Origin of the sequence: Rhodococcus sp. Chr-9 (genome assembly GCF_000801125.1) — a bacterium.
Lineage (GTDB): Bacteria > Actinomycetota > Actinomycetes > Mycobacteriales > Mycobacteriaceae > Rhodococcus > Rhodococcus pyridinivorans.
Genome location: NZ_JTIZ01000008.1, coordinates 1 through 20,880, shown reverse-complemented (window position 1 = coordinate 20,880; position 20,880 = coordinate 1). Strand labels below are relative to the sequence as shown.

The window sequence follows — 20,880 nt, the reverse complement described above, 5'->3', positions numbered from 1 at the left end:
CCTACTCCGGTCGGCACCCGCACCGCAGACCGCCGTCTCACGCAACGACCACGGGACGGTAGCGCAGGGCGCGACCGAGACCGAGCGCCATCAGCACGGACGTGATCGACGCCGTCGCCATGATCGCGGCGAGCACGACCACCTGGAACCGTCCGGCCTCCACCGGCGACAACCCGCCGAAGATCGCGCCGACGAACGCCCCGGGCAGCGTCACCAGACCGGTCGTCTTCGTCTGGTCGGTCGACGGGATCATCGCCGCGTGCACGGCGAAGCGTGCGGGTGAGAGTGTCGCCTGCCGCATCGTCGCGCCGAGTGCGAGCCAGCCCTCCACCTCGGGCCAATGGTCGTCGACGGTTTCGTGGAAGCGGCGACCGGCGAGGGCCGCGACCGTCATGGTGTTGCCGATGATGATGCCGCCGAGCGCGAGCGCGTAGCGCGGGGTGGCCTCCACCGCGCCGGTCGCGAAGACGATGCCCGCCGAGACGAGCACGCCGGTCAGCATCGCGGCGGCCGTCACCCCGCGCACGACGGCCTCGCTCCCGATGCGTCGGCAGGCCGTCCACCACGCGACGGTGAACATCACGACGAGCACCACCGCGACCCACCGGGCGTCGGTGATGACGCCGGAGAGCACGACGCTGATGAGCGCGAGTTGCACCGCGCCGCGGGCGATGGCACCGACGGGCGCGAATCGGTGCGGGACCCGGAACGCCCACAGCACCGCCGACGAGATCACGGCGAGGGCGAGGATGCCGATGATCGTGGGGATCAGGACGGTCGGGTCGATCACAGGGTCGACGTTAACGTCCCGGTCGCCGGGTGAGGCCCTATCGTCGCTCGGGCGCGGCGCGTCCCCAAAGGCGCTCGGGCGCGGTGCGTCCCCAAAGGCGCTCGGGCGCGGTGCGTCCCCAAAGTCGCTCGGGCGCGGCGTGCGGCAGATCCGCGGTGGACGCCACGGGCCAGTGCAGCGGATCGGGGCCGAGCGTGCGGAGCTGCTCCACCTGCTCGCGGCACCACACCGACACCTCACGGCGTCCCTCGACGACGTCCTCGGAGAACTCCGTCCAGTCGGCCCATTCGGTGTCGTGCACCTCCGACGGTTCGGGGGTGGGCGCCGGCCCGTCGTAGAGCACGCGGAAGACCGGGCAGATCTCGTTCTCGACGATGCCGTTGTCCATCACCGCCCGGTAGCGGAAGGACGGCAGGACGACCTCGATGTCGTGCGCGTCGAGCCCGAGTTCCTGACGCAGCCGGCGGCGCACGGCCTCGATGAGCGGCTCGTCGGGCGCCGGATGACCGCAGCAGCTGTTCGTCAGGACACCGGGGAAGGTCGACTTGTCCAGGGCGCGCCGGGTGAGCAGAACGTTGCCGTGGTGGTCGAAGACGTACGACGAGAAGGCGAGGTGCAGCGGGGTGTCGGTGGTGTGCACCGTGGCCTTCGGCTCGATCCCGACCGCGCGGCCTGCGTCGTCGAGCAGCACGACCTGTTCCATGTGATGTCCTGTTCTGTATTCGTGTCCGAATGCCGGCTCGGCCGGTCGAGCCTCACCGGCCGAGCGGCGCGGTGGGCATCCCCAGTCTCGACCGTGAACGCAGCGTGGTCCAACCGGCCGAGGCCAGCCGCGGTGCCGCCACCGACAACCGCCGGCGCCGCGACACGCGTGCGCGCTGGTGGAGTACCCGGTATCCGCTCTCCTCCACCGCCCGCAGGATGTCGCCGTAGAGGACGAAGGCGGTCCGCATCGCGGGACGCACCTTCGGGTCGAGCAGGTCGATGCCCGGTTCGGCCACACGGTAGATCGAGCGGGTGTGCGCGATCAGGTGCGCGAGGGCGCGTTCGAACCGCACGTCGCGCTGTCCGGTCCGGCGGCAGTGCCACAGCAGGTCCTCGTCCACGTCGAAGGCGGCGAGGATGTCGGCGGGCAGGTAGATGCGGTCGCGGTCGAGGTCCTCACCCATGTCGCGGATGAAGTTGGTGAGCTGGAAGGCCTCACCGAGTGCGGCGGCGGGAGCCTCGGCCTGTTCACGTTCGCCCTCGATCCCGAGGATGGGCAGCATCTGCAGCCCGATGACGGCGGCCGAGCCGTACATGTACTCCGACAGTTCGTCCATCGTGCGGTACCGCGACCGGAACAGTTCGGTGCCGGGGATGTCCATCCGCATCGACCGCAGGAAGGCGTAGTAGTACTCGTGCGGGATGTCGTACCGCTGCGTGGTGTCGACGAGGGCCCGCAGCACGAGACCGAATTCGTCGTAGGTCGGCGGCCTGCCCCCGAGCGCGTCGGACAGACGGCGTTCGAGCGCGTCGAGAACCGGTGCCGCGTCGACCGGTTTCACGTCGACGATGTCGTCGACCATCCGCGCGAAACCGTAGAGGGCGTGCACCCCGGCCCGTTTGGACGCCGGGAAGATGCGGGTCGCGAGGAAGTAGGTCTTGCCATGGCGCCGGTTGAGCTCACGGCACAGTTGATACGCCTCGTCCAGATCGGGATCGATCCCGTCGAGTTCACCCATGGGCAACCGCACCTGCTTCCATCGGAATCGACATCGTCGTGAGCCCGGCAGTCGCGCCACCGGAGATACGTTCTGCAGCAAGACGTCCGGAGATGATCACGGTCGGGACGCCGACACCCGGCGTGGTACCCGACCCGGCGAGGACGACATTGTCGACGCCGTGCACGAGGTTCGGGCGGCGGAAGGGCCCTGTCTGCCGGAACAGGTGCGCCGCCGAGAAGGGGCTGCCGTCGAGCATGCCCTTGTCGGCCCAGGTCCGCGGGGTGTCGATGTGGTCGACTCGCATCGAACTCGCGAGTCCCCGATAGCCGCGCTGCTCGAGGACCTGCTGGATCTCCCGCATGTACGGCCTGCCGAGTCGGCCCCAATCGAGGGGTGCGGCAGCGAGATTCGGGCACGGCGCCAGCACCGAGACCGGTTCGCACTCGACACCGCCGCGCACGACCCGCAGGGACGGATCGGTCACGGCAGGTCGCGTGATGAGCAGGGACGGATCGGCCATCAACCGGCCGCGGCCGCGCGGGGCGGTGATCCGCGCGAAGGTCTCCGCCCACTCCTCACCGAAATCGATGGTGTGGTGGGAATCCGGCCAGGCCTGTGTCACCTCGGTGGGCACCGTGCCGTGGAAGACGACGGCCGAGGGCGACGCGACGGTGGCGCTGCGGGCGCGGCGGCGCGGCGGGACCCCGGCGCGCAGCAGCAGGTCGTCGACCACGGGCAGGTCCACGGTGAGGACGACGGCGTCGGCGGCGAACTCCCGGCCGTCCGCGGAACGCACGCTCTTCGCGCGGCCGCCGTCGACGCGGAGTTCCGACACCTCGACCCCGGTGTGCACGGTGCCGCCGTTGCGGACGAGCGCATCGACCATCGCGGCGGCGATGGTGGACATGCCGCCCTTCGGAAAGTAGACGCCGAGCGAGGTGTCCATGTGGGCGATGGCGCCGTAGACCGCCAGGGCCGTCGACGGTGCGGTGCCCGCGTACAGGGCCTGGAAGGTGAAGATTCGCCGGAGCCGGTCGTCCCGGATGAACGACCCGACGCGCGATCCGAGCCGGCCGAAGCCGCCGAGCCGGACGAGGTTGGCGGTGTCGCGCAGCGCCGCGGGTGTCGACACGAGGTCGAGCGGCGAATCGAAGTTGGAGTCGATGTAGCGGTCGAACTCGGCGTCGAAGATCGACGCGAGCCAGCGGCGCAGCCGCCGATATCCGCCGGCCTCCTCGGAACCGCACACGCGCGCGATCTCGGCGGTCATCTCGTCCGGATCGGAGTACACGTTCAGGGCGGTGCCGTCGGCGAAGCGCGCGTGGTAGCCGGGTGCGAGCGGGGTGAGGTCGAGCGCCGGGATGGTCGAGTCGAAGGATTCTCCGACGGCCGCGAGCGCGTCGGCGATGAGGTTCGGCATCGTCAGCACACTGGCGCCGTTGTCGATGTCGTAGAGATGCCGCCCGTCCTCGAACACCGGGTACGTTCCCACGCGACCACCGACCGTGTTCTCGCGTTCGAGGACGGTGACGCGCTTGCCGGCACCGGTGAGGTGGAGCGCCGCGGACAGTCCCGCGAGGCCCGCACCCACCACGACGACGGACTCGACGGAGCCGCCGACCGACCTCACGCCTTGCCTACCTGCGCGCGCGGGGTCGTCTGCTCGGTGCGCGTGCGCGCTTCCATGAACAGCTGGAGGAAACCCACGGACGGGTACGGGTGCCGATTCTCGTTCTGCCGGGCTTCGTAGTTGGGCATGATCGGTGTTCCTCTGGTCGTCGCCTGAGCGGCGTGGGCGTGCGTAGTGGTTCGTGTCGGTCGGTTCGGGTGACGGCCCTCACGCCGTCTCTCCCCGTATTCGGAGCCCGTCGTCGAGCGGATGGGTCGGGTCTGCGGATTCGTCCCGGCCCTGGACGGGCGCGATACGGTCGAGGTATGGCTGCCCGCAAGACCGCTGTACTCCGACGGCCGTCGGAGACCGACGACTACCTCTACGAACCCGTCGATCGCAGGATCAGAGGTGAGTGGTTCGGCCGGACGGTGGTCGACAGCACCCGGGCCGTGCTGGTGTGGGCACCCGGCAAGCCCGTTCCGTTCTATGCCTTCCCCCGCGAGGACGTCCGGCTCGACCTGATCGCGGCCTCCCTGTCACCGAGCCGCTCCCGGCAGGACGTCTGGCAGTGGTACGACATCGTCGTCCGCGACCATCGGGCCTATTCACCGGTCTGCCAGCTCGACGTCGACGGTCTCGACGACCGTCTCGTCTTCCAGTGGTTCCGGTGGGGCGAGACCGGGCCGGGCGACGACGTCGACGAGGGCGAACGGTGGTTCGAGGAGGAGACCGAAGTGTTCACCCATCCACGCGATCCCTATCACCGCGTCGACGCCCTGCGCAGCTCCCGGCACGTGCGGGTGACCATCGGCGACGTCGTGGTCGCCGAGACCCGCAACCCCGTACTCGTGTTCGAGACCGGCCTCCCGACCCGCTACTACCTCCCTCCCGAGGACGTCGACTTCTCGGTGCTCGAGGAATCCGAGTGGCGGACGAGCTGCCCCTACAAGGGCGCCGCTCGATACTGGTCGTTCTCCGGCACACCGCCTGCCGAGAACGTCGCATGGTCGTATCCCGAGCCGTTCCCCGGCATGGAGCCCATCGAGGGATACGTGTGCTTCTACGACGACGCCGTGGAGATCACGGTCGAGGAGTGAGTGCGTCGGCTGCGGGACGCAGCGCTGCCCCGATCCCCGAGCCGCGGGCCTGGCGCGCACTGGCGGCCCTGTGCGTGGGTCTGTTCATCACCCTGCTCGACCAATCGCTCGTCGCGGTGTCGCTGCCGCGTATCCGCGAGGATCTGGACGCGAGCATCAACCAGGTGGTGTGGGTGTCGGCGGCCTATCTGCTGACCTTCGCGGTGCCGCTGCTGGTCACCGGTCGTCTCGGCGACCGTTTCGGTCAGCGCAACGTCTACCTGGTGGGCATGGCGATCTTCACGGCCGCGGCCTTCGCGTGCTCGATGGCTCCGACGATCGAGTGGCTGATCGCGCTGCGTGCGGTGCAGGGGCTCGGCGGGTCGCTGATCAACCCGCAACCGCTGAGCATCATCCACCGGATCTTCGCGCACGACCGGCGCGGTGCGGCCACCGGTGTGTGGAGCGCGGTGGCCAGCTCGGCGGGTCTGTTCGGGCCCGTCCTCGGTGGGGTGCTCGTCGGTACCGGTGGGTGGCGGTGGGTCTTCTTCGTCTACATCCCGCTGGGCCTGATCTCTCTGGTGATGGTCGCGCGGTACGTGCCGAAACTGCCGACCGGGGCGCGTCGCATCGACGTGCTGAGCGCCGTCGTCTCGCTGGTCGCGGTCACCGGCGTGATCTTCTCCCTGCAGCAGGGTCCCGATGTCGGCTGGACCGTGTGGGTGTGGGTCGTCCTCGGTATCGGGATCGTGGCGTTCGGGGTGTTCGTGCGTCTGCAGCGGACCGCGGTGGCCCGCGGCACCGAGGCGCTGGCCCCGCTCGGGTTGTTCACCCGCCGCAACTTCACCCTCGGGGTGACCGCCGTGGCGACGCTGGGTTTCACGGTCTACGCCGTGAACCTGCCGATCATGCTCTACCTGCAGGTGGGTCAGGGACTGTCCGCGCAGGTCGCAGGTCTGATGCTGGTACCGATGGGCGTGATCTCGGTGATCATGGCGCCCTTGATCGGGCGGGTCACCGATCGGGTCGCGCCGGGCCGGATCTCCCGGATCGGTTTCTCCGCGATGATCGCGGCGATGCTGTCGTTCGGTGTGGCGATGCATCTCGAGGCCACCGTCGGCTGGCTCCTGATCCCGATCGTGCTGCTCGGTTTCGCGAACTCGTTGTGCTGGGCCCCGAACTCGACGATCGCGTTGCGCGACCTGCCCGGTGACCTCGTAGGCGCCGGATCGGGTGTGTACAACACCGCCCGGCAGGTCGGTGCGGTACTCGGTGCGGCCGCCCTCGGTGCGGTGATGCAGATGGGTGAGGGGACGCTCGGGTTCGGTGCCGCGATGGGCAATGCGGTGTTGCTCCCGGTGGTCTTCCTCTTGGTGGGACTGGTGGCGGTCTCCCGTTTCCGAGAGAGTTCCACCGTCATCGGCGCAACGGGTGCGTGAGCAACCGTCATCGGCGCAACGGGTGCGTGAGCAACCGTCATCGGCGCAGCAGGTGCGTGACCAGGCGTCCGCCTTCCTCCAGGGACATGTGGGGAAGATAGGCACGACCGACCGCGATCCCGATGGTCGGCAGCGCCGCCGGGTCCGGGAACACCATGTACAGCGGGCGGTAACGGGGCTGGAACTTCGCCTTGAACGCCAGCAGCGAGTGGAATCCGTATACCGGTTCGAGCGTGCGGCCGAGCAGATCGAGCAGGGCGTCGAGGGCTCCTCGGTCGAGTCCGGACCCACCGTCCATACTCGCGAGGGGCGCCCCCGACAAGCTCAGGAATTCGAGGCCCTCGTCGGCGGCGGACCGTGCCGCGGACGCGATGAGGAATTCCATGGCCGGCCGGAAGCCGTCCGAACGTCGCCGCATGAAGTCCAGCGTCAGCCCGACCACCTTCCCGTCCCGGTGGACCGGCATCCACGACGTGATCGCATGGACGTGGTCGTTCGCGTCGACCGCGAGCAGCAACCGGACTTCGGGATCGCGCAGTTCGGCGACTCCTCCGAGCGTGAACCCCATCTCGGGCAGTCCCTTGTCGGCCACCCATTCCTCGGAGATGTCGACGATCTGCTCGGTCACCGACAGCGGCGCGGCGGCGAAGGTCGTCCATCGCGCTTCGATCCCGTCCTTGGCAGCACGGTTGAGGGCGGTGCGGACGTCCTGGAACTTCTTGCCCTTGAAGGCGAGGTCCGCGAGATCGACGACGGTCTCCTCACCCACCTGCAAACAGGTCCAACCGTGGTCCCGGGCGATCGTCGCCGTCTCCTCGCCCACCGAGTACAGGCACGGTGTCCATCCGTTGCCGAGGCAGTACGCCGCGAACTCGTCGATCGTCTCGGTCATCGAGGCGCGCTCACCGATCGGATCCGTCGCCGTCAGGGCGACACCCGAGTGGACCCGATACGCCACGGCGTGCCTGCCGTCGGTGCCGAACCAGTACCGATTCCCCGCCCAGGTGGTCATCCACGACATCGATCCGCCGCCCGGGTCGTGCAGGAGTTCTCGCACCCGCTGCTCGTCGCCGAGGTCGACCCGGCAGGGGGCACGAGGAAGCTGCGCCACAGGAGCACGCAGAAGGCGACCCAAACGATCACGCCGATCCACTCGAACAACAGGGTGGCGGCGGTGTCGAGGGGCATCACGGGAGGCTCGAAGAGCTGGAGGTAGACCGGTGGAAGGAGCCGGCGCGGCGCGTCGCGGAGCAAGGTGCCGATGCCGGGATCACGATCGAACCCGTCCGCCACCAGCGTGCCCACCACCACGTACGTCACGAGCGCGATGCCTGCGGCGGCTGCGGTTCCGGCCCATACCCGGCGATAGGTTCCCTACGGTGCACGGACATCGAACAGGGTGCGGGTCAGCAGTAACAGGGCGAGCACGGAGACCAGCGCGAGGAGTGGCGCGAGTTCCATGGATACGGAGCTGTGCCGGTGGATTCCGTACAACAGGGAGCGGGTCTCGTCCTGTTCGGTCACGCGGACGATCGTGCTCGCGGCGGCCACGACGATCAGCACGATGTGTCCTCCGACCGAGAGGAACCATGCTGCCCGCCGCCCTCGACGCAGCCCTTCGGCACCGGTCGCAGGCAGATCGTCCGACGCCGACCAGTCCTCCACCGGCACGGTCTGCGATGCCCGGAGGGAGGGGTCGTCGAAGGGGACGGTCCGGTAGTCGCTGATTCCGAGAACAGTCCGAACGGTGGGATAGGCGTCGTAGACCGCGTCGATCCGGCCCGCGGCGGAGATCACGACGAGTACCGCAGACACCACGAGTGCCGTCGCGACGAGTGGTCGGGCCCGGTCGCGACGTCGCACGAACCATCGTCCGATCAGTAGGGAGACGGCGAGCAGTGCCGTTGCCGCCCACCCGTACACCGCCCACGGCAGACGATCCGGGAACGGTTTCCACACCTTCTCGATCAGGAGCGCGGCTACCACCGTCGAGCCGAGGGCGGCGGTTACTGCGAGGGGTACTCCGTGTGCGAACCACACCCGGTAGCGGCGGAGGAGCAACACGATCAGACCGATGACCGTGAGGATCGCGAACACCGCGGTCGCCGTGGGGGTGGTGAGCGGTATTCCCAGCACTCCGTTCACCATCCTGGTCGAGGACATGGCGATCAGTATGCGCGGCCTTACACCCACCTGTCCGACATCACCGTCGAGACCATCGCAGAACAAGCGGAGGTTTCTACACGCACGCGCTGATCGCCGCTACGGCGGCCGGTGCGGTGCTGTTCGTCGCGGTGGAACGACGCGTCGCCGAACCCGCGATCGGCTGGTGCTCCTGTCGACCCTCGGCGCGGACACCCCGATCTGGGTGCTGGGCTGCTGGTTCGCCGTGCTCGGCATCGGATTCGGCACGTCCATGCAGCTTCTCGTGCTGATCGTGCAGAATTCCGGTTCTCGAGGCGTACAACGACGCGCTCGTGCCGATCTACCTGTACATTGCGCCGCTCGTGGTGGTCGCCGGGGTCCTGCTGTGCCTCGTCGTCGAGAAACCCCTCGCGACCACCATCGCGTGGAAGAGCGATCCGGCTCCTAGCGACCCGGCAGCCACTGCATCGACTTGACGAAGGGGGCGAGCACCTTCGCCCACACCCGCCGCGGAAGTCCGCGCGGGCCGTCGAGATTGAGCAGGCGCGTCGTCGCGATCGTCTGCGCTTCGGTGTACTTGTACAGGCCCTCCGCGCCGTGGCGGCGTCCCATGCCGGAGATGCCCATACCGCCCATCGGTGCGTCGGTGCTGCCCCATGCCGGGGCGTATCCCTCGTCGACGTTCACCGTGCCGGCACGCACCCGCGCGGCGATGGCCTCGCCCTGCGCCTTCGTCGCGCCCCACACCGATGCGTTGAGCCCGTACTCGGTGTCGTTGGCCTCGCGGATCGCTTCTTCGACATTCTCCACCGGATAGATCGACACCACCGGGCCGAACGTCTCGTTCCGGTAGCACTCGGCGTCCTCGGGCACGTCGGTGAGCACGGTGGGTTCGAAGAACAGCGGTCCGAGGTCGGGCCGCGTCTTCCCGCCGGCGACGACGGTCGCGCCCTTGGCGACGGCGTCCTCGATGTGCCGGGACACCGTCTTGACCTGGCTCTCGCTGATGAGGCAGCCCATCTCGGTACCGAAGTCGTAGTCGGGACCGAGCGACATCTCGCGCACCCGTGCCCCGAACATCCGGATGAACTCGGGGGCGATCGACTTCTCGACGTAGATCCGCTCGATCGAGATGCACAGCTGCCCGGAGTTCGAGAAGCATGCCCGCACGGCGGCGTCGGTGACCTCGCGCAGGTTCACCCCGGAGGTGACGATCATGGGGTTCTTGCCACCGAGTTCGGCGGAGAACCCGATCAGGCGCCGGCCGGCCTGCTCGGCGAGCAGACGTCCCGTCTCCGACGAACCCGTGAACATCAGGTAGTCGGTGCTTTCGACGATGGCGGTGCCCACCACGGTGCCGGGACCGGTGACCACGGCGAAGACGTCGCGGGGGACCCCGGCCTCGTAGAGGAGTTCGACGACGGCGAGCGCGCAGTAGGGCGTCTGGCTGTCGGGCTTGAGCACCACGCTGTTGCCGGCGAGCAGGGCGGGGATCGCGTCGGAGACGGCCAGCGTCATCGGGTAGTTCCACGGCGCGATCACGCCGACGACGCCCTTGGGATGGTGCAGGACGGTGGTCTTCGTCAGGACCGGCAGCATGCCCGTGGCCTTGCGGGGGCGCAGGAGCTTCGGTGCGACGCGCGCGTAGAACCGCGCGGTCATCGAGATGTCGAGCACCTCTTCTTGCGCGGAGACACGGGACTTGCCGGTCTCGGCCTGCGCCATGTCCATGAGCTGCTCGCGTCGGGACAGCACGAGCTCGCGGTAGCGGTGCATGATCGCGGCGCGCTTCTCGACGGGCAGCTTCGCCCACGCGACCTGCGCGATGCGGGCCCGGTCGATCGCGGCCTTCGCGTCCTCGGCCGTGCCGACCGGCACGGTGGCCAGCTCCCGGCCGGTGAACGCCTCGACGACGGGGCGGGTGGTCCGCTCGGCGGCGTCGGGGATCGCGATGAGGTCGGCAAGACGCTGGAAGGTCGCAGCGCTCGGAGCTGGCATGTTGCACCCCTACCGGTGAGTAGTACTTGCAGTTTCACTAAACTTACCCGGGTGCGTGTGTGCTGTCACACAGGCGTGGCGTCGAGGCCCGTCTCCCGATCGTCGCGTCGCTCGGGACCTGCTTCGACGATCCCCTGAGCGACCTCCGCGAGGGGGACGTTGCTGTCCTGCGAGAGCCGGCGCAACAGTTCGAAGGCCGCAACGGCATCGATACCGAAACGCTCCATGATCATGCCCTTGGCCTGCCCGATGATGTCGCGGGTCGCCAGGGCGGACGCGAACTGTCCCCGACTGCGGGCCGCGCTCATCGCCATCGCGGCATGAGCGGCCAGGACCTCGGCGGTCGCCTCCGCCGGAGGACCGAACGCCTCGGCTTTCGCAGAGAACATGTTCAGCGCTCCCATGCTCTCCTGATCGAGATACAGCTGGAACGACAAGGCACTGAGTACACCCGCGTCCACCGCGGCCTTCGCGAAACGCGGCCAGCGGGTCTCCGTCCGCAGGTCTTCGGAGCGCACCACGAGATATTTGAAGCTCGCATCGAGGCACGGACCTTCCCCGAACTGTTCCTGGACGTCGTCGAGATGCTCGGCGAGTTCCGACGTCGCGGCGAGAGAGCGGAAATGCTTCCTTCCGGTCACGATGAGGACGTCGGCGCAGTCGGCCCCCTCCACCAGTTCGACCGCGGCCGCGGTCACGCCGCGCAGGGTCTCGTCGAGATCGGCCGGATGGTAGAAGCCGCGAGCGAGCTGGGCCATACGCCGCCCGAGATCGCCCGCTTCCGACGCACGTGTCATGGGTTCATCCCTTCTCCATCGAGTTCGTAACCCCGCGGATCCGCCGACCGTATTGCCCGACTCAGCGAGCTCTACACCGCCGTCCTCCTCATCGGAACACGACCTCTTCCATTTCTACCCCGATAGTCTGGACTGATGGATCCGCCGGTGACCCGGTATCTACCCCGCGATGGTCACAATCCGGCCTACGGGGTGGCCGGAACCGGCCCCACCGACGTCGTGTGGTTCTTCGAGGTCCAGATGCGTCTGGACCTGTTGTGGACCGATCCGTACATGCACTCGCTCTTCGAACGCCTCGCCACCTGTTCGCGCGCCGTCTGTTTCCAGCGCCGCGGTTTCGGGCTCTCCGATCCCGTCGACCACGTGCCCACGATCGAACAGCAGGCCGAGGACGTCCTCGCCGTCATGGACGCCGAGCAGATCCGGCACGCCACCCTCATCGAGGATCGGCCCGATCGCCCAGGAAGCCGGCGTGGGAACCCTGGTGCTCTCGCACATGGTCCCGGGCAATCGGCCCGATTCCACCTGGGAAGGATGCGGCGCCGGATTCGCCGGGCGCCTCGTCATCGGCCACGACCTCGACGTGATCGGCGTCGGAGCCCCGGCCTGACCCCGTGCGTCGGAGACGCAGCGTGAGCCCGTTCTATTCGCCCGTGTAGAACGCACTCGTCCGCTCGGCGGCTGCGCGTGCCTGTTCGGGGTCCTCGCCCGCGGCGATGTCGGCCTCGCACCAGCCTTCGCTGCTGTCGCGGACGAACTGCAGACCTTCCTCGGACATCGACCAGGTCTCGAATTCCTTCGGGTCCACCGTTTCTCCCGATTCGATGTGCAGTCCGAGTCCGAGAAGCGCCTGGTCCCAGCCGATACCGACTGCGCCCGGACCGTACTGCTCCCAGTGCTCGTCGGGGTGGGCGATGTGCGTCAGTTCCAGGCGCGCCCGGTCTCCCGGTTCGGGCAGGACCGACACCTCGATCCAGCTCACGTGACCAGCGAATTCCCAGGTGGCCCTGAACGTCCGGGGCGGGTCGCAGGTGAGGACCTCACCGCCGGCGTTGCCCTGGAACTGGTACCGGCCACCGACCTCGAGGTCGCCCTCGACGGGCAGGAACCAGCGGGGGATGCGCTGCGGGTCGGTGCACGCCTCCCACAGGTCCTCGGCGCTCGTGCGGTAGCTGCGCGAGATCGTGACAACCTTGGCCTCGTGGCCCTCGACGGTGCGACGACCGACCGTGCGGCGACTCGTCTCGTTGCTCGTGATCACGTTCTTCATGAGGATTTCCTTCTCTCGTCGGAAGCAGGGAGCGCGGGCGGGACGGCGTCGCGGCTCCGCCGCTCACGCTTGCCGCGCGCGATCTCGGTCTCCAGGGCGTCCAGCGCCGCGAATACCGGCGTATGCAGACCCGCGAGCCAGTCCTCGAGTTCGACGAGGACCTCGGGATCGAGTTCGTAGTAGCGGCGGGTGCCGTCCTTGTGGACGGCGGCGAACCGCTGGTCGCGCAGGATCTTGAGATGTTGCGAGACCGCCGGCTGGGAGATCGAGAACTCCCGGCCGATCGCCGCGACGATTTCACCGGCCACCTGCGGACCGCCCGCGAGCAGTTCGAGAATGCGGCGGCGAACCGGATCTGCGAGGACCTCGAACCCGTGCATGAACCAACTATATAAGTTTCTACTTATATTCACCAGAAGGACGGTTCCGCTACCTAGACTTCGACATATGACGACAACGACGCGCGTCTCCGAGGAAAAGGTCGACCGAGCGGTCATCGACGAACGGGCCCCCTCGGTCGCCCGCCTATTGCTCGATCGAGTGGCCGCCACACCCGACGCCGAGGCCTTCCGCTACCCCGACGGGAAGGACGGCTGGACGTCGGTCACCTGGGAACAGACCGGGGATCGGGTACGACTGCTCGCGGCCGGCTTGATCTCCCTGGGTATCGAGGCCGAGGACCGCGTGGCCCTCGCGTCGTCCACCCGCTACGAATGGGTGCTCGGCGACCTCGCCGTCATGTGCGCGGGCGCCGCAACCACCACCGTCTACCCCACCACCCACGCCGACGACGTCGCGTTCATCGTCGCCGACTCCGGCAGCCGGATCGTCATCGCCGAGGACGCCGGGCAGGTCGAGAAGCTCGTGAGCCACCGCAGCGATCTGCCCGAGGTGGCGAAGGTCGTGGTCGTCGAGGGCACCGGCGACGGTGATTGGGTCATCAATTTCGATGAGCTCGCCGACCTGGGCCGTGGCCTGCTCGCCGAGGACTCCGGAGCGGTGCTCAACCGCATCCACAGCATCAGGGCCGAGCACCTGGCCACCCTCATCTACACCTCGGGTACCACCGGCAAGCCGAAGGGCGTGCGCCTGCCGCACTCGGCGTGGACCTACGAGGCCGCCGCCATCGACGCGCTGCACATGCTCAGCTCCGACGACCTGCAGTATCTGTGGCTGCCGCTGTCGCACGTCTTCGGCAAGGTGCTGCTCACCCTCCCTCTGCAGATCGGCTTCTCCACCGCGGTGGACGGACGTGTCGACAAGATCGTCGAGAACCTCGCGGTGGTCCGCCCGACCTTCATGGGGGCGGCCCCGCGCATCTTCGAGAAGGCCCACGCGCGCGTCGAGGGAATGATGGAGGAGGAAGGCGGCGCCAAGAAGAAGATCTTCGACTGGGCCGTAGGCGTGGGCCGGAAGGTGTCGAAAGCGAAGCAGGCCGGCAGGTCGCCCGGACTGCTGGACAAACTGCAGCACGGCCTCGCCGACAAGCTGGTCTTCTCCACCATCCGCGAACGCTTCGGCGGTCACCTGCGGTTCTTCATCTCCGGTTCGGCGGCGCTCAACCCCGAGGTCGGCGAATGGTTCGACGCCGTCGGCATCCCCGTCCTCGAGGGTTACGGACTCACCGAGACCTCTGCCGCGACGTTCGTCAACCGTCCCTACGCCAACCGCATCGGCACGGTCGGCTGGCCCGTCCCGGGCACGGAGGTCCGCATCGCGGAGGACGGCGAGGTGCTCGTCCGCGGCCCCGGTGTGATGACCGGCTACCACAACCGGCCCGACGCGACCGCCGAGTCGCTCTCCGACGACGGATGGTTCCACACCGGCGACATCGGCAGCCTCGACGACGAGGGCTACCTGCGCATCACCGACCGCAAGAAGGACATGTTCAAGACGTCGCAGGGCAAGTACGTCGCCCCGTCGTCGCTGGCAGCGACCTTCAAAGGCATGTGCCCGTACGCGTCGGAGATCGTCGTCTACGGGGAGGGCAAGCCCTACTGCGTGGCGCTGGTGGCGCTCGATCCGGAATCCGTCGGCGAGTGGGCGAACAAGAACGGTGTGAGCGGATCGTTCGAGGACATCGCACGGCACGACAAGACCCACGATCTGATCTCCGGATACATCGACGAGCTGAACCTGCAGCTCAACCGGTGGGAGCAGATCAAGAAGTTCACGATCATCGAGCGTGAACTGTCGGTCGAATCGGGTGATCTGACGCCGAGCATGAAGCTGCGCAGGAAGGTCGTCGTCGACAACTTCGCCGACAGGCTGGCAGGCCTCTACGAAAGGTGACGGCCTATCCTGGGTCTCATGATGAGTAGTGCACGACCGAATTTCCTGCAGCGGATCGGCTACATGTTCGGTCGCGCGCTACCGCCCGAGATGCGGGAGTGGGTACGCGACGACGTCCTGGGCCCCGGCGGAACACGCCGCTACCTGCTGCGATGGAACCTGCCGATCATCCCGCTGCTCCTGCTGTTCCTGCTGATCCCGGGGCCGGTGTGGATCCCGATCGCGATGATGCTGTTGCTGCTGCTGCCATGGGTCTACTTCTCGGTGGCGTTGATGCCCATCTGGCAGCGGCACCGCCTCCAGCAGCACGGTCTCGATCCGGAACTGCTCAGCGCGAAGGCACGCGCCCGCGCCGCCCGCGAACGAGAGGACTACGAACGCCGTTTCGGTCGCGCGTCCTGACCGGACCTCCCACGGTGCGGGGCAGCGTGTCCGCTTATCCTCGCACCATGAGTGACACCCCTGCCTTCACAGCCACAGCAGACCTCGCCGACGAGATCGGCCCGGACATCCGCAGCTGCGACACGCAGTTCATCCAGTTCGGCGGCCGCACCGAGTTCGTCGGCCCCATCACCACCATCCGCTGCTTCCAGGACAACCTGCTCGTCAAGCAGACCCTCTCCGAGCCGGGCAACGGCGGCGTGCTCGTCGTCGACGGCGGTGGCAGCATCCACACCGCGCTCGTCGGTGACATCATCGCCGGTCGCGGTGTCGACAACGGCTGGGCCGGGGTCATCGTCAACGGCGCGGTCCGCGACTCCGCCATCCTGCGCACACTCGACATCGGCATCAAGGCCCTCGGCACCAACCCGCGCAAGAGCACCCAGACCGGCTCCGGCGAGAAGAACGTGCCCGTCGAGATCGGCGGCGTGACATTCAACCCGGGCGAGATCGTCTACAGCGACTCCGACGGCGTCGTCGTCCGCGTCGAGAACTGATCAGCCGAGCGCGCGGGTCGACCCGCTATTCGTGCGCGACCCGCGCGCTCGCCCCGGCGATCTCCACCACGTCGCCCACCTTCAGCTGACGGCCGCGACGCACCTCCACCTCACCGTTGACCGACACCAGGCCGTCGGCGATCACTTCCTTGGCCTCCGCACCCGACTCGATGAGGCTTGCGAGCTTGAGGAACTGACCGAGCCGGATCGACTCGTCACGGATCGGTACATCGAATGCGTCGGACATGGCACCCATTGTCCCCGACACTGGATCCATGGCCCGCCCCAGCATCATCTGGTTCCGTCGTGATCTCCGACTGAACGATCTGCCCACCCTGCTCTCGGCCACCGAGGCCGCCGACGACGTCCTCGCCCTGTTCGTCCTCGACGACGCACTGCTCCGCCCGTCCGGTGCCCGCCGGCGCGACTTCCTCATGGGATGCCTGCAAGCCCTCGACCGGGATCTCGGCGGGCGCCTGCTCGTCGTCCAGGGAGACCCGATGATGCTGGTGCCGCAAGTCGCCGCCGAGTTCGATGCGGCCGCGGTCCACATCAGTTCCGACCACGGTCCCTACGGCACGCGACGCGACCGAGCGGTCGCCGAAGCGCTCGGCGACGTCCCGCTGGTGGCCACCGGCTCGCCGTATGCCGTCACGCCGGGCCGCATAACGAAACCCGACGGCACTGCATACAAGGTGTTCTCGGCCTTCCGCCGCGCCTGGAACGACCACGGATGGCACACACCCGCGGCAACCGGACCGGACACCGCCGACTGGGTCGACCCGAGCGGCTGCTCCACACGCGTGCCGATTCCCGAAGCCGGCGACGAACCCACACCTCCCCCCGGAGAGGCGGCCGCACTGGAGCGATGGCGCGAATTCCTCGACGACGGTCTCGAGCGGTACGCCACCGACCGTGACCGGCCGGCCTACGACGGCACGAGCGGCCTGTCGCCCTATCTGAAGTTCGGCTGCATCCATCCGCGGACCCTGCTGCACGACATGAGGAACCGGTCGGACGAGGGGGCCGTCACCTTCCGCAGCGAACTGGCGTGGCGCGACTTCTACGCCGACGTCCTGTTCCAGCGGCCCGAGACCGCCCGGACCAACTACAACAGCGACTTCGACGCCATCACCTACGATTCCGGACCCGACGCCGACGCCCTGTTCGCCGCGTGGTGCGAGGGCCGCACGGGATTCCCGATCGTGGACGCCGGGATGCGGCAGCTCCTCGCAGAGGGCGTCATGCACAACCGGGTGCGGATGATCGTCGCGTCGTTCCTGACGAAGGACCTGCACCTGCCGTGGTGGCGTGGGGCGCGACATTTCATGAAGCATCTGGTGGACGGCGATCTGGCCTCCAACCAACACAATTGGCAGTGGACGGCGGGCAGCGGCACCGACGCCGCTCCCTACTTCCGGGTGTTCAATCCGACCCGGCAGGGCGAGAAGTTCGATCCGACGGGTGAATACGTACGCAGATGGGTACCCGAACTGCGGAGCATCGACGGCGCTCGTGTGCACAGCCTGCCCGACGGCCCTCCGGACGGATACCCGGAACCGGTCGTCGATCACGCACACGAACGCCGCGTCGCTCTGGACAGATACGAGCGGATTCGCTCACCCCGATGAAGAAGACGGCGAAACGACCCATCCGGTCGTGGCGGTGCTCCGAACAACTTCTGGACGGACAACCTGTTCGCCGTACACCCAACGAAAGGACATCGCAGTGCGCGCTCTCGTCGAGGCAGCTTTCATGGCCATCCACAACCCGCTCGTCGACGCATACACCTTTCTGATCAGCATCCTTCCTGCTTGAGTGGATACGGTGCAGGAGTCCGCCCCGGCGCCGTCACCACCGGGCGCCCCGGCGCCGTCACCACCGGGTGAGCATCACTGCAAACAGGAGGTAGGGCATGGGCATCGAATTCTCGAGCGTCGTCGACGCACCGCGTGACGAGGTGTTCGACTGGCACTCCCGGCCCGGCGCCATCCTCCACCTGATCCCGCCCTGGCAGCCGATGAACGTCGTCGCCGAGGCCGACTCCCTCGAATCCGGTACGGCCGTCCTCGGTCTCCCCGGCGGTCTGCGCTGGATCTCCCGGCACAGACCCGAGGATTACGACCCGCCAGCACGTTTCGTGGACGAACTCTCCCACGACGGCCTGTTGTCGCGCCCCGCCACCGTCATCGGCTCGTGGCGCCACGAACACCGCTTCGACGTCGTCGACGAATTCCGCACCCGCGTCACCGATCGCGTCGACACGCCGGTACCGGGCTGTTTCCTCACCCAGACCTTCCGTTACCGGCACCGCCAGCTCGCCGACGATCTCGCGAGCCACCGCTGGTCGCACGCGCAGGGCATCCGACCCGGGACGGTCGCGGTGACCGGATCGAGCGGACTCGTGGGTACTGCCCTGACGGCCTTCCTGTCCACGGGTGGCTACCAGGTAGTCCGCCTGGTGCGCCGGAAACCGCAGCGCACCGACGAACGATGCTGGGACCCTCAGGATCCGGCGCCCGACCTACTCGAAGGCGTCGACGCCGTCGTCCACCTCGCGGGCGCGTCGATCGCGGGACGGTTCACCGACTCCCACAAGGCCGCGATCCGCGACAGCCGCATCGAACCGACACGCCGACTCGCCGAACTCGCCGCGACCACACCCAACGGTCCCGCGACCTTCGTCTCCGCGTCCGCGATCGGCCTCTACGGTTACGACCGAGGAGACACACCGCTCGACGAGAACGCATCACGTGGAACGGGTTTCCTCGCCGACGTCGTCTCCGATTGGGAGGCCGCGGCACATCCCGCGGAGAAGAAGGGCATGCGGGTCGTGCACGTGCGCACCGGCATCGTCCAGACACCCCGCGGCGGAACGCTCCAGTTGATGCGGCCGCTGTTCGCGAGCGGTCTCGGTGGCCGGATCGGCGACGGCCGGCAGTGGTTCTCCTGGATCGACATCGACGACCTCCTCGAGGTCTACCACCGTGCCCTCACCGACCCCGGCCTGACCGGACCGGTGAACGCCGTTGCACCGCAGCCGGTGCGCAACGAGGAGTACACCCGGGTACTGGCGTCGGTGCTGCACCGGCCCGCGCTGCTGCCCGTCCCCGGTTTCGGCCCCCGGTTGCTGCTCGGCGACGAGGGTGCACGCGAGGTCGCCCAGGCCGATCAGTTCGTCGTCCCGAAGGCGCTGATCGACGCCGGGCACCGGTTCCGGCGTCCCGATCTCGAAGCGTCGCTGCGCCACCAACTCGGCCACATCCTGGAGGAACCGTGAGCGGAAAGCGTGTCCTGGTCACCGGAGCGACCGGCTACATCGGTGGGCGGCTCGCTCCGCGCCTGCTCGAGGCGGGTTACCGGGTACGGGTGCTCGCGCGCAGCCCCGACAAATTGCGCGACGTGCCGTGGGCCGACGACGTCGAGATCGTCCGTGGCGACCTCGACGACGCCGAATCGCTGCGCGCGGCATGCCGCGACATCGACGTCGTGTACTACCTGGTGCATTCGATGGGTGGTCGCGACGAGTTCGTCGACGCGGAGAAGCGAGCGGCGCAGAACGTCGCCGACGCGGCACGCGACCACGGCGTCTCCCGCATCGTGTACCTCGGTGGGCTGCACCCGGAGTCGGGTGATCTCTCACCGCACCTGTATTCACGGGCCCAGGTCGGACGTATCCTGACGGATTCCGGTGTTCCGACGCTCGTGCTGCAGGCCGGCGTCGTGATCGGTTCGGGTTCGGCGTCGTTCGAGATGATCCGGCATCTGAGCAACCGACTCCCCGTCATGACGACCCCACGCTGGGTGAACAACCGGATCCAGCCCATCGCGGTGCGCGACGTCCTGCACTATCTGCTCGCTGCCGCAGATGCACCCCTCCCCCGCAGCGGCACCTACGACATCGGTGGGCCCGACGTCCTGCGGTACGGCGAGATGATGCAGCAGTACTCGGAGGTCGCCGGTCTGACGAAACGCCGGATCCTCGTCCTGCCCGTCCTCACACCGAAGCTCGCCGGTTTGTGGATCGGTCTGGTCACGCCGATTCCTCCGCCTCTCGGTCGCGCGCTCCTCGAATCGCTGTCGACCGACGCGGTAATGCGCAACCATGACGTCGACTCGATCATCCCCCCACCGGAATCCGGCCTCACCGGCTACCGCGACGCGGTCCGGCTCGCCCTCGGCCGTATCGAACGGGGAGAGGTCGAGACGACGTGGACGAACGCATCACCGGTCGGTGCACCCGCCGATCCGCTTCCGTCCGACCCGGACTGGGCCGGCGAGGTCGTCTTCACCGACGAGCGGTCACTCGAGTCGGATTCGTCCCAGGAGAAGGTGTTCGCCGTCGTCGAGAGCATCGGCGGCGAGAACGGTTGGTATTCCTTCCCGTTGGCGTGGACCATCCGCGGCTGGCTCGACCGGTTCGTCGGCGGCGTCGGACTCCACCGCGGTCGCCGCGACCCGAAAACCCTGCATACCGGTGACGCCCTGGACTTCTGGCGCGTCGAACGGATCGAACGTCCGACGCTGCTGCGCCTGCGCGCGGAGATGCGGGCACCCGGCGGAGCGTGGCTCGAGTGGCGGGTCGAACCGCTGGAGTCGGGCCGGTCGCGCGTGCACCAGCGGGCGATCTTCTTCCCGCGCGGAGTCGCCGGTCGTCTCTACTGGTACGCGCTGGTTCCCTTCCACGGCATCATCTTCCGCGGCATGCTCGAGAACATCGCGGGCACCGCCGGCCGCTAGAGCGATCCGCTACGTTGTTCGCCATCCGCTGCAGCAATTCGGAAGTTGTCAACCTGTCTGAGACAGATGGGTGATGT

General features: G+C 68.1%; 23 protein-coding genes. 9 read left to right on the top strand and 14 right to left on the bottom strand.

The window, feature by feature from the left end:
* Window positions 1-37 precede the first annotated feature (37 nt).
* Genes QR64_RS00910 through QR64_RS28540 form a run of 5 tightly spaced genes read right to left on the bottom strand, consistent with a single transcriptional unit; the run spans window position 38 to window position 4,254 of the window.
* The gene (locus QR64_RS00910) at window positions 38-790 is read right to left on the bottom strand and encodes an ABC transporter permease (RefSeq protein WP_039583619.1); all 753 of its coding nucleotides are present in this window, start codon (window positions 788-790) and stop codon (window positions 38-40) included.
* A 37-nt stretch (window positions 791-827) separates the two neighbouring features.
* A complete protein-coding gene (gene idi, locus QR64_RS00905; protein ID WP_039583617.1) occupies window positions 828-1,493 on the bottom strand; it encodes an isopentenyl-diphosphate Delta-isomerase in 666 nt (221 codons plus the stop codon).
* 52 nt (window positions 1,494-1,545) lie between these two features.
* Window positions 1,546-2,514: a phytoene/squalene synthase family protein gene (locus QR64_RS00900; RefSeq protein ID WP_039583615.1), complete on the bottom strand. Its 969-nt coding sequence runs from the start codon at window positions 2,512-2,514 to the stop codon at window positions 1,546-1,548.
* Entirely contained in the window at window positions 2,507-4,126 is a 1,620-nt protein-coding gene (gene crtI / locus QR64_RS00895; protein WP_039583614.1) for a phytoene desaturase family protein, read from the bottom strand. Before crtI ends, QR64_RS00900 begins: the two co-directional genes overlap by 8 nt.
* A complete protein-coding gene (locus QR64_RS28540) occupies window positions 4,123-4,254 on the bottom strand; it encodes a hypothetical protein (protein ID WP_019290392.1) in 132 nt (43 codons plus the stop codon). Before QR64_RS28540 ends, crtI begins: the two co-directional genes overlap by 4 nt.
* 177 nt (window positions 4,255-4,431) lie before the next feature.
* Between QR64_RS28540 and QR64_RS00890 the strand changes: the two genes are divergently transcribed.
* Together QR64_RS00890 and QR64_RS00885 are read left to right on the top strand one after the other, a co-directional pair.
* Window positions 4,432-5,205, top strand: a complete 774-nt coding sequence (locus QR64_RS00890; protein ID WP_006553365.1) for a DUF427 domain-containing protein — start codon at window positions 4,432-4,434, stop codon at window positions 5,203-5,205.
* Window positions 5,202-6,623 carry a DHA2 family efflux MFS transporter permease subunit gene (locus QR64_RS00885; protein WP_019290394.1) on the top strand — a complete coding sequence of 474 codons (1,422 nt, stop codon included), beginning with the start codon at window positions 5,202-5,204 and terminating at the stop codon, window positions 6,621-6,623. The genes QR64_RS00890 and QR64_RS00885 overlap by 4 nt, the downstream gene beginning before the upstream one ends.
* A 37-nt stretch (window positions 6,624-6,660) precedes the next feature.
* Here QR64_RS00885 and QR64_RS27410 read toward each other — a convergent pair whose 3' ends face one another.
* The 6 genes from QR64_RS27410 to QR64_RS26975 all read right to left on the bottom strand — a co-directional run bounded on the left by QR64_RS27410 (window position 6,661) and on the right by QR64_RS26975 (window position 11,992).
* Window positions 6,661-7,635: a bifunctional lysylphosphatidylglycerol flippase/synthetase MprF gene (locus tag QR64_RS27410; protein ID WP_162483969.1), complete on the bottom strand. Its 975-nt coding sequence runs from the start codon at window positions 7,633-7,635 to the stop codon at window positions 6,661-6,663.
* On the bottom strand, window positions 7,632-7,943 hold the full coding sequence (locus QR64_RS27405) for a hypothetical protein (protein WP_162483968.1): 312 nt from the start codon (window positions 7,941-7,943) through the stop codon (window positions 7,632-7,634). The genes QR64_RS27410 and QR64_RS27405 overlap by 4 nt, the downstream gene beginning before the upstream one ends.
* Before the next feature lie 54 nt (window positions 7,944-7,997).
* Entirely contained in the window at window positions 7,998-8,786 is a 789-nt protein-coding gene (locus tag QR64_RS26980) for a hypothetical protein (RefSeq protein WP_231913242.1), read from the bottom strand.
* Between the two features lie 426 nt (window positions 8,787-9,212).
* The gene (locus QR64_RS00865) at window positions 9,213-10,766 is read right to left on the bottom strand and encodes a succinic semialdehyde dehydrogenase (protein ID WP_039583613.1); all 1,554 of its coding nucleotides are present in this window, start codon (window positions 10,764-10,766) and stop codon (window positions 9,213-9,215) included.
* Window positions 10,767-10,831: 65 nt separating this feature from the next.
* Window positions 10,832-11,563 (bottom strand): GAF and ANTAR domain-containing protein, encoded by a 732-nt coding sequence (locus QR64_RS00860; RefSeq protein ID WP_006553361.1) that lies wholly within the window; start codon window positions 11,561-11,563, stop codon window positions 10,832-10,834.
* Between the two features lie 159 nt (window positions 11,564-11,722).
* Window positions 11,723-11,992 carry a hypothetical protein gene (locus tag QR64_RS26975; protein WP_033097880.1) on the bottom strand — a complete coding sequence of 90 codons (270 nt, stop codon included), beginning with the start codon at window positions 11,990-11,992 and terminating at the stop codon, window positions 11,723-11,725.
* Window positions 11,993-12,035: 43 nt separating this feature from the next.
* Here QR64_RS26975 and QR64_RS26740 point away from each other — a divergent pair, with 43 nt between their 5' ends.
* Complete coding sequence (locus QR64_RS26740) at window positions 12,036-12,173, top strand: hypothetical protein (protein WP_198162542.1); 138 nt, start codon at window positions 12,036-12,038, stop codon at window positions 12,171-12,173.
* A gap of 33 nt (window positions 12,174-12,206) precedes the next feature.
* On the opposite strand, the gene QR64_RS00850 is transcribed toward QR64_RS26740, so the two are convergent.
* On the bottom strand, window positions 12,207-12,833 hold the full coding sequence (locus QR64_RS00850) for an SRPBCC family protein (RefSeq protein WP_039583610.1): 627 nt from the start codon (window positions 12,831-12,833) through the stop codon (window positions 12,207-12,209).
* Entirely contained in the window at window positions 12,830-13,213 is a 384-nt protein-coding gene (locus QR64_RS00845; RefSeq protein ID WP_006553358.1) for an ArsR/SmtB family transcription factor, read from the bottom strand. Before QR64_RS00845 ends, QR64_RS00850 begins: the two co-directional genes overlap by 4 nt.
* Before the next feature lie 67 nt (window positions 13,214-13,280).
* Between QR64_RS00845 and QR64_RS00840 the strand changes: the two genes are divergently transcribed.
* From QR64_RS00840 to rraA, 3 genes are read left to right on the top strand one after another with little or no spacing between them, the layout of a single operon-like run.
* Window positions 13,281-15,125 (top strand): AMP-dependent synthetase/ligase, encoded by a 1,845-nt coding sequence (locus QR64_RS00840; protein WP_039583608.1) that lies wholly within the window; start codon window positions 13,281-13,283, stop codon window positions 15,123-15,125.
* Between the two features lie 18 nt (window positions 15,126-15,143).
* On the top strand, window positions 15,144-15,527 hold the full coding sequence (locus QR64_RS00835) for a DUF5313 family protein (RefSeq protein WP_006553356.1): 384 nt from the start codon (window positions 15,144-15,146) through the stop codon (window positions 15,525-15,527).
* A gap of 47 nt (window positions 15,528-15,574) precedes the next feature.
* A complete protein-coding gene (rraA, locus tag QR64_RS00830) occupies window positions 15,575-16,063 on the top strand; it encodes a ribonuclease E activity regulator RraA (protein WP_006553355.1) in 489 nt (162 codons plus the stop codon).
* A gap of 25 nt (window positions 16,064-16,088) precedes the next feature.
* Here the strand turns inward: rraA and QR64_RS00825 are convergent, their stop codons facing one another.
* Complete coding sequence (locus tag QR64_RS00825; RefSeq protein ID WP_006553353.1) at window positions 16,089-16,310, bottom strand: RNA-binding S4 domain-containing protein; 222 nt, start codon at window positions 16,308-16,310, stop codon at window positions 16,089-16,091.
* Between the two features lie 28 nt (window positions 16,311-16,338).
* Here QR64_RS00825 and QR64_RS00820 point away from each other — a divergent pair, with 28 nt between their 5' ends.
* From QR64_RS00820 to QR64_RS00810, 3 genes are all read left to right on the top strand, one after another.
* Complete coding sequence (locus tag QR64_RS00820; RefSeq protein ID WP_039583606.1) at window positions 16,339-17,694, top strand: cryptochrome/photolyase family protein; 1,356 nt, start codon at window positions 16,339-16,341, stop codon at window positions 17,692-17,694.
* Window positions 17,695-17,978: 284 nt separating this feature from the next.
* Window positions 17,979-19,343, top strand: coding sequence for a TIGR01777 family oxidoreductase (locus QR64_RS00815; RefSeq protein WP_039583603.1), 1,365 nt, complete (start codon window positions 17,979-17,981; stop codon window positions 19,341-19,343).
* Window positions 19,340-20,803, top strand: a complete 1,464-nt coding sequence (locus QR64_RS00810; RefSeq protein ID WP_019290405.1) for an SDR family oxidoreductase — start codon at window positions 19,340-19,342, stop codon at window positions 20,801-20,803. Before QR64_RS00815 ends, QR64_RS00810 begins: the two co-directional genes overlap by 4 nt.
* Window positions 20,804-20,880: the final 77 nt, after the last annotated feature.

What these genes read in the sequence shown, in the direction of transcription:
- QR64_RS26980 (WP_231913242.1), bottom strand. Translation starts at nt 8,786, where the DNA reads ATGTCCTCGACCAGGATGGTGAACGGAGTGCTGGGAATACCGCTCACC.
- QR64_RS00820 (WP_039583606.1), top strand. Translation starts at nt 16,339, where the DNA reads ATGGCCCGCCCCAGCATCATCTGGTTCCGTCGTGATCTCCGACTGAAC.
- QR64_RS27410 (WP_162483969.1), bottom strand. Translation starts at nt 7,635, where the DNA reads ATGACCACCTGGGCGGGGAATCGGTACTGGTTCGGCACCGACGGCAGG.
- QR64_RS00900 (WP_039583615.1), bottom strand. Translation starts at nt 2,514, where the DNA reads ATGGGTGAACTCGACGGGATCGATCCCGATCTGGACGAGGCGTATCAA.
- QR64_RS00845 (WP_006553358.1), bottom strand. Translation starts at nt 13,213, where the DNA reads ATGCACGGGTTCGAGGTCCTCGCAGATCCGGTTCGCCGCCGCATTCTC.
- rraA (WP_006553355.1), top strand. Translation starts at nt 15,575, where the DNA reads ATGAGTGACACCCCTGCCTTCACAGCCACAGCAGACCTCGCCGACGAG.
- QR64_RS28540 (WP_019290392.1), bottom strand. Translation starts at nt 4,254, where the DNA reads ATGCCCAACTACGAAGCCCGGCAGAACGAGAATCGGCACCCGTACCCG.
- QR64_RS00840 (WP_039583608.1), top strand. Translation starts at nt 13,281, where the DNA reads ATGACGACAACGACGCGCGTCTCCGAGGAAAAGGTCGACCGAGCGGTC.
- QR64_RS00860 (WP_006553361.1), bottom strand. Translation starts at nt 11,563, where the DNA reads ATGACACGTGCGTCGGAAGCGGGCGATCTCGGGCGGCGTATGGCCCAG.
- QR64_RS00835 (WP_006553356.1), top strand. Translation starts at nt 15,144, where the DNA reads ATGATGAGTAGTGCACGACCGAATTTCCTGCAGCGGATCGGCTACATG.
- QR64_RS00850 (WP_039583610.1), bottom strand. Translation starts at nt 12,833, where the DNA reads ATGAAGAACGTGATCACGAGCAACGAGACGAGTCGCCGCACGGTCGGT.
- QR64_RS00825 (WP_006553353.1), bottom strand. Translation starts at nt 16,310, where the DNA reads ATGTCCGACGCATTCGATGTACCGATCCGTGACGAGTCGATCCGGCTC.
- idi (WP_039583617.1), bottom strand. Translation starts at nt 1,493, where the DNA reads ATGGAACAGGTCGTGCTGCTCGACGACGCAGGCCGCGCGGTCGGGATC.
- QR64_RS00815 (WP_039583603.1), top strand. Translation starts at nt 17,979, where the DNA reads ATGGGCATCGAATTCTCGAGCGTCGTCGACGCACCGCGTGACGAGGTG.
- QR64_RS00865 (WP_039583613.1), bottom strand. Translation starts at nt 10,766, where the DNA reads ATGCCAGCTCCGAGCGCTGCGACCTTCCAGCGTCTTGCCGACCTCATC.
- QR64_RS00890 (WP_006553365.1), top strand. Translation starts at nt 4,432, where the DNA reads ATGGCTGCCCGCAAGACCGCTGTACTCCGACGGCCGTCGGAGACCGAC.